This is a genomic window from Sulfuricurvum sp. (assembly GCF_028712165.1).
Classification (GTDB): Bacteria; Campylobacterota; Campylobacteria; order Campylobacterales; family Sulfurimonadaceae; genus Sulfuricurvum.
On sequence record NZ_JAQTQR010000040.1, the window covers coordinates 20136 to 27330 of the forward strand.

General features: G+C 34.7%; 5 protein-coding genes. 1 reads left to right on the forward strand and 4 read right to left on the reverse strand.

Annotated features, from left to right (window positions below; all coding sequences use genetic code 11):
• The 4 genes from PHP90_RS08365 to PHP90_RS08380 all read right to left on the reverse strand — a co-directional run bounded on the left by PHP90_RS08365 (position 1) and on the right by PHP90_RS08380 (position 3716).
• Positions 1–1311: an MBL fold metallo-hydrolase gene (locus tag PHP90_RS08365; protein ID WP_299928117.1), complete on the reverse strand. Its 1311-nt coding sequence runs from the start codon at positions 1309–1311 to the stop codon at positions 1–3.
• Positions 1312–1503: 192 nt separating this feature from the next.
• Positions 1504–2640: a site-specific integrase gene (locus PHP90_RS08370; RefSeq protein ID WP_299928120.1), complete on the reverse strand. Its 1137-nt coding sequence runs from the start codon at positions 2638–2640 to the stop codon at positions 1504–1506.
• 223 nt (positions 2641–2863) lie between these two features.
• Positions 2864–3106, reverse strand: a complete 243-nt coding sequence (locus PHP90_RS08375; protein WP_299928123.1) for a hypothetical protein — start codon at positions 3104–3106, stop codon at positions 2864–2866.
• Between the two features lie 13 nt (positions 3107–3119).
• Positions 3120–3716 carry a recombinase family protein gene (locus PHP90_RS08380; RefSeq protein WP_299928126.1) on the reverse strand — a complete coding sequence of 199 codons (597 nt, stop codon included), beginning with the start codon at positions 3714–3716 and terminating at the stop codon, positions 3120–3122.
• A 129-nt stretch (positions 3717–3845) separates the two neighbouring features.
• On the opposite strand from PHP90_RS08380, the gene PHP90_RS08385 reads away from it, so the two are divergent.
• Positions 3846–6854, forward strand: a complete 3009-nt coding sequence (locus tag PHP90_RS08385; RefSeq protein WP_299928129.1) for a Tn3 family transposase — start codon at positions 3846–3848, stop codon at positions 6852–6854.
• Positions 6855–7195: the final 341 nt, after the last annotated feature.

Consider the following 7195-nt stretch of genomic DNA (forward strand, 5'->3'; position numbering starts at 1 on the left):
TCAGCTCTCCAAGTCATTTTTAAATATTTTGTTTAATTCATTCACTTGATGAACACTCAAACTCTGCCCTATTTCATATACTTCATTATCTTCTAATACTGCTACATTATCAAAATAATTTTCAAATTCTTCTTTGTGTTCCGTGTGTATTGGGATGAGTTTTTTAGGATTAATAGAAGAAGCAAACATCTGTAAAGCTTCGAGATCAGCGTGACCGCTGGTATGTGCATACACCCAATTATACTTCTCCTCTAATCTTTTTAATATTTCAATACTTTTTTGGTTGTTAAACTCTTCTTTTAAATAACCAAGCCATTGTGAATAGATGATATTAGCATTATCAACCTCTAGTTTTTGTATAGATTTTTCAATAAATGAAGGTGACATTTTTATAAAAAATTTATTTGGAGATAGTTTTATCTCGTCCAATTGTATATGATTTCCATCATCATATATTTTAGATTTAAAGCCTCCAAAATGACTAGGATTTTCACTTATTTTATCGTAATAAATTTTCCCGAAACTACGAAGTACTTTTACATCATCCCAACTCATATTTGGGATACTACTCGATACTATTTTCAACTTTTCAAGTATCCATGCCGTGTACATATCGATAACAAATATCTTTCCAGCTTTTTTACAAGCTCGATATGCAGATACAATCGAATCAATATTTTGTGATGAACCAATCATAAAAGATATTTGATCGTCTGATTTAATCGTTTCGTATATTTTATTTTCGACACTTTGTTCGTCTGGAAAATCATGATTGCTTCTTTGAATCATGGTGCCTTCCATCAACAACACATCCACATTCTTCAATTTTTTATCTTTGATTATATTGTCAAAGAGTTTTGATTTTCTTCCATTGGCTCTAAAATCGCCACTGTATAACACTTTTTGATTATCCGCTTCAACTAAAAAAGCATACGCATCGGTAGCACTATGATCAACTAAATAGGGTGTTATTGTGAAGTCTCCGATATTAAAACGCTCCCAAGCTTTAAAGGTATAAAAATTATTTTTTAAAGGTGCATTGCCCGTAAATATTTTTGTTGCATTCATTAACTCCTTTGCAAGTTCTCCGCAATAAATAGGAATGGTAGTGTCTATATTTGCAATTTCACCAAAATGATCTTGATGTGGATGGGAGACGAGAATAGCATCAATCGGTTTCTCAATCTTAATTTGAGTACTATCTTCTTGCAAAGGTGTTCCATAATCTAATAAAATAGTGCTGTTATTTGTTGACAACTCAATACAGCTTCCACCTATTTCATTAGTCCCTTTGTGAATCGTAATTTTCATAATTTTCCTTTAATATGCGCTAGATTTATTAAAACTAACAAACCCATATCTATATATTCAGGTTGGAAGCCGAGATGTTAAGTAAAAAAGTGAATTTCAGCTAAAATTAATGTAATTTGTTTCATTTTGTAGCAGTTAACGCTAAGGTGAGTGATGTATAGCACGGATTAATACACCAAAGTGTAATTCATTTTACTTGATCTTTTGGCGCATCATGAGCTCAGGATTATTTTTCACATAGGCACTAAAAGTCGTATTCGTCGAAGTGTGCCCCAGCTCCATGGCCACAATTGCCAAATCTTTCCCATCGGCGAGCTCTTTGGTTGCATAACCCCTGCGGATGATATGGCGTCCACTTTTATTAACCCCAATTGCTTTTAAAGCATAGGTGGTGAATTTCCACATATCGACATCGGGCATCTTCTTGTTTGTGTAAGTTCCATTCGCATAGGTGCTTGAGAGGACATAAGAGGGATCGGGAAGAACAGCTCTCATGTAGTTGACAAACGGTTCTATCTCTTCACGTCTCACCACCACTTCGCGGTATTTATCCCCTTTAGTCGTATGATAAGCGATCGTATAAAACAGATGTGTAGTACCATGATCGTCTTTGTACTCGGATGCTTTAATATGCTCCATCTTTAATGAGATAACTTCATCCGCACGTGCACCGCTTAGGCAGTAAAGCAGTACGATCAAGGCATTGCGATAGGCATAACGCTCCGAACTCTTCGGAAAATGCTCTTTAAAAACTTCCGGCCAATGCTTCATAAAATCGATCAGTTCTTCGAGTTCATTTTCGGTGACGAAATCGGTACTTCGTTTTTGGACCTTGATCTTGGTGAAATATTTAAAGATAGGAGTGAAGTCTTTGTTCTCGTTGTTGTTTTCACTGATAAAAAGGAGGAGTTGTTTGAGAACCGTCAAACGGTGTGAGAGGCTTTTCTCGTAACGATAGACGATAGAGAGCTTTGCGTCGTTTTTACCCCTATTGGCTTTACGATTGGAAAGGACTTGATTGTACTCCTCCATTGATATCTTTTTAGCTTCGAGATCTTTAGAGGCGAGATGTTCTTGATACCACATCAGGTAGTTATTAACAAACTTAGCCGACAACCCTTCCAAATCCATAATCGAATCATACTGATGAGCAAACTCAATGAGAGGAGTCAGTGCTTCTCCATAGGATTTACGGGTCTTATCACTCACCCCTTGAGCCACTTTCTCGGTGATGTAGCGATCTCGCCAAGCATCGAGATCACTAACGAGTCCTTTACCGGTACAAAGATCCCATTCGGATAAATCATCTTGAAATTGTTTTGGTGACATTATTACTCCTGGTTGAAGTTTGGTAGACTACAATGTTTCAACATTTTGGTTGAATCTTTTTCAACCGTTTAAAAAAAAGCTGCTAAACCTACAAAAGGATTTTATTCTCTATCCATTTTAAACAAACCTGAAATTTGATCAACACAGAATTCGGAAAAAATAGCACGTTGGCTATTTCGGCACAGAGGTACAAAACGCGACACGGTTCTTAAGAATCGCTTAATTACTCTTCGTCATCATCCCAGATATTAGTACTTCGTTCATCTTCGTAAGCAAATCCATTTTTAATTTTTACGTGTGTGTGCTGTTTCATTTCATCAAAAATATTTTTCGTAATTTCAGAGGAGTTATCAGATAGCGCTTCAACAACAATATCTTCAATCTCTTCTTTGGCATCCTCATCCAATGCATCAATGTTTAAAAATTCAATTTCTACTTCTAACTCAACTTTTAGAGTGTATTTCATCTGAGATCCTGTTTTATTTTAGATGATTTCTTTTCAACCAATTATACAGATTTGCTTCTGTAGTATTGTAACGATTGGCTATAAATTTTTGAGTAGAGCCATTAGCCAGCAATGCTTCAATTTCCGGTTTAAACTTGTCAAGCTTACTTTTGCCTGGTCCCTTTGGACGACCTAGTTTAATTCCATTCTCTTTTTTGAACCGCAAAGCCTCTTTTGTACGAATCGATATGAGATCCCTTTCTATCTCAGATGCAATTGAAAATGCCATGGCCATTACTTTGCTTTGGATAGAATCATCTAAATTCCAGTTTCCCTTAACGGCATAAATCTTCATCTGCTTTTGAGATGCGATTGAGAGTATCTCCATGATCTCCAACATACTTCTTCCAAGACGGGAGAGTTCACTTACTATGAGTACATCATCTTTTTTTGCATCGTCGATAATAGCAAAAAGTTTTCTTTTCTTCCAAGATACTTTTCCAGATATCTGCTCTTCTATAAATTCAACATAACCAAGACGTTTTTCATTGGCAAGCTTTAAAATATCAGATTTATTTTTTTCAATATCCTGATCGGCAGTTGATATCCTAAGATAAGCAGTAGTTTTCATAAAAATTTGCCTCATTTAATGAAAATATTTTAATCTATTTAATTATAGTGAAATTATTATCTTTTAATCAATGATATTTAGTGTGTATTATAAGTTAAAATAAACGAACATTTTTAGTATAGGATATTTATGGCAAGAATTGAATTTTTAACAGGTAGTGAAATTAAAAACTTTGAGTCGGTACCAGAATTTAAAAACAGTTTTGAACGAGACTATTTTTTCAAGCTACCCAAAAAAATATATGATCAAGCACTGACTTTAGGCAATGATGAACTATTTTGTATTTTCACCTTGATGTATGGATATTTTAAAGTCAGCAATAAATTTTTCGATTTCAACGGCTATAACGAAGACGATATTCGACATATCTGTACTAAATATCAAATTGAAGTTTCCAATAGCATGGTGCAGCCTTCTATTCGAACAATACAACGCTATAAACAGATCATCAAGTTTTATTTCCAGATTGTTGAGTTGAATTCTGAAATTGAATCTAAACTACAACAACACGCGATAGAGCTTGCTAGCAACTTTACTCACCGTAAAAAGATATTTTATTCTCTTGTAGATTACTCTAAAAAGCTCACTATAGAAATTCCAAGTTATTTTACATTGTCTAAAATTATTAGTGCTGCGTTGAACAACCAAACCGAGAATATACTTGCAGTTTTAAAAATTTACAAAAATGATGAAAGGCTAAAACTTTTAGGTGATTTTACAGATAAAGATGAAAATTTCAAAAACAGATACAACATCGGCAGCTACAAGAAGCTAGGGTATTCTACAAATAAAAAACAGATGCTTACTTCTTTGACGCACTTGGAAACTATACGATCAAAGTTTACTATTTTAAAACCTATCATAGATGAAGTTGGCATAACAGATAAAATATCTCAATATTATTCAAAATGGCTTGAACAAAGCAAAGTGTTACAGCTTACAAGAAAGCAAGAACTCGAACAACAATTTTTATTGCTATCATTTGTAAAGTACCAATACTACATCCGCAACGATAATCTTGTCGATAGATTTATCGCCATTATTCAAAGCACAAAAAACACTCTTCTGCGCCACCAAAAAGATCTTCACTTTGAGAATGAGCCCAAACAAACGGCATTGATAGCATCTTTGGAGAATGCAAATATATCGATTCTCAATGAAGTCAGTCACATTATCAACAGTGACACGATTGATGACACTACAAAGATATCTACACTAAAATCACTCATAAATTCAAAAACTCAAGCCCTAAAATCACTATTTGAAGAGAAAACAACTATTGAAAAGAATCATCTCAACAGATTTGATTTCCTCCACAAAGCCTCTCAATCACTGCAAGGCAAACTCTCTGGTGTTGTCAAGCTCTTAGAGTTTGATGAAAAATCATCCAATAAACATCTCATAAAGGCGATTCGCTATTTCAAAGAGAATAGCAACCTCACTAAATTGGCACCAACTGATTTTCTATCTGAAGAGGAGACGACAGTTCTTTTAGATGATGAAAACAAGTTTCGTGTTTCACTTTATAAAGCATTGCTCTTTATCCACATCAGCGATGGGATCCGCTCAGGCATTTTAAATCTAAAATACTCCTATAAATACAAAAGCTTTGAGGATTATTTAATCCCTAAAGATGAATTTTTTCAAGAGAAGAAAGCGTTATTTACGTACTATGAACTTGATCATTTGGAAAACTTTTCAGAGTATATCGATCCCATCAATAAGAAGTTGGAGCACAGTTTTGAGATTACAAACAGACGTATTATAAAGGACAATAATACCCATTTCAAAGCTACGGCAGATTCATTTATACTCTCCACACCAAAATTAGAGAAGACAGAGGAGCAGCTAGAACACACCATCGCAAAATATTTCCCGCAGGCAGAACTTATCTCTGTAATCGATCTGTTGCATTCAGTGCAGGTAAAAATAGACTTTTTGGATTCCTTTAAACACTACTCTCTACAGAATACAAGAATTGGGAAGCTTGATCCGAATCTCTTATATGCTTCAATTGTTGGGTATGGATGTAACATCTCTTTATCAAAGATGGCAAAAATATCTAAAGGTATCAGTGAAAATGAGCTTGACACTACAACCACATGGTATTTAAACGAAGAGAACACCGTTGAGGCAAATGATAAGATTGTCGCATATATCGATTCACTTGAGATATCCAAACTCTTCAAAGCAAACCAAGATATCAATCATACATCCAGTGATGGGCAAAAATACAATATCAAATCATCAATCGATTCGACAAATGCGGGGTGGTCCCATAAATATTTCGGATTGGATAAGGGAGTGGTAGCATATACATTTATCGATGAGGGTCACAAACTGTTTTACTCGATTGTAATCAATGTCAATGAAAGAGAAAGCGGTTATGTGATTGATGGACTGATGCATAATGATGTTGTAAAAAGCGATATTCATAGTACGGACACGCATGGATTTAGTGAAGTGATATTTGGAATTACCCATCTACTTGGGTTCTCGTTTGCGCCACGCATTAAAAACTTCAAAGAGCAGCAACTCTATGGAACTGATACGCCTAAAGCGTATCATACCAAAGGTTATAAACTGCTTCCAAAACGAAAAATCAATTTTAAGACCATAGAAGAAAATTGGGATGATATCCTTCGTTTCACTCTTACAATCAAATCCAGAAGAACGTCAGCCTCACAGCTTTTAAAGCGGCTTACATCCTATTCCAAGCACCATAAACTCTACACCGCCATCAAAGAGTTTGGAAAAATTATCAAAACAGATTTTTTGCTCACCTATATTGATGATGTTGAACTCAGACAAAGAATTGAAAAACAGCTCAATAAGGTAGAAGCTTCTAATAGATTTGCAAAAGCGGTATTCTTTGGTAATAATGCAGAGTTTATGTTTGCATCCCAAGAGGAGCAAAATATTGCCAACAACTGCAAACGCCTCATTCAAAATGCTGTCATACTGTGGAACTATCTTTACATCAACAAAAAACTCCAGCAGGCAAAATCTCAATCTCAAAAAGATGAGATTGTTGAAGCTCTCAAAAACAGCTCCATTGTTCACTGGAGTCATATCAACTTTTATGGCACCTATGATTTTACAAAAGTTGATAAAAAAGTGAGTGCGATGATTAGTTAAAGATCATATCGCATATTTGAGCGAGAAATGATTTTTAGATTCGTGAATGTACTTTGTATGGGAAAATCGATTCTAAAGGCTTATAAAAAATTCAGTAAAGTTTAAAATTCTTTGTCGTTTTTAGTCCAAACATGTAAAGGTGGCAGCTTCTATAGTGATTTTAAGCTATTTCTAAGAACCGTGTCGCGTTTTGTACCTTTGTGCCAAAGTACCCGTAGATTTGTCTGTCATATAAGAAATAGCCCTCAAAAGTAATCTCCATTGTGGACAGATTTTATTAGTTTTGACACAATTTTTTTACAACTAGTTTATTTCAGCTTCTAAAGCTTTTAAAATCGTGA

Bases quoted from the DNA above. Each gene is read 5' to 3' on its own strand.
- PHP90_RS08365 (WP_299928117.1), bottom strand. From the start codon at position 1,311: ATGAAAATTACGATTCACAAAGGGACTAATGAAATAGGTGGAAGCTGT.
- PHP90_RS08370 (WP_299928120.1), bottom strand. From the start codon at position 2,640: ATGTCACCAAAACAATTTCAAGATGATTTATCCGAATGGGATCTTTGT.
- PHP90_RS08375 (WP_299928123.1), bottom strand. From the start codon at position 3,106: ATGAAATACACTCTAAAAGTTGAGTTAGAAGTAGAAATTGAATTTTTA.
- PHP90_RS08380 (WP_299928126.1), bottom strand. From the start codon at position 3,716: ATGAAAACTACTGCTTATCTTAGGATATCAACTGCCGATCAGGATATT.
- PHP90_RS08385 (WP_299928129.1), top strand. From the start codon at position 3,846: ATGGCAAGAATTGAATTTTTAACAGGTAGTGAAATTAAAAACTTTGAG.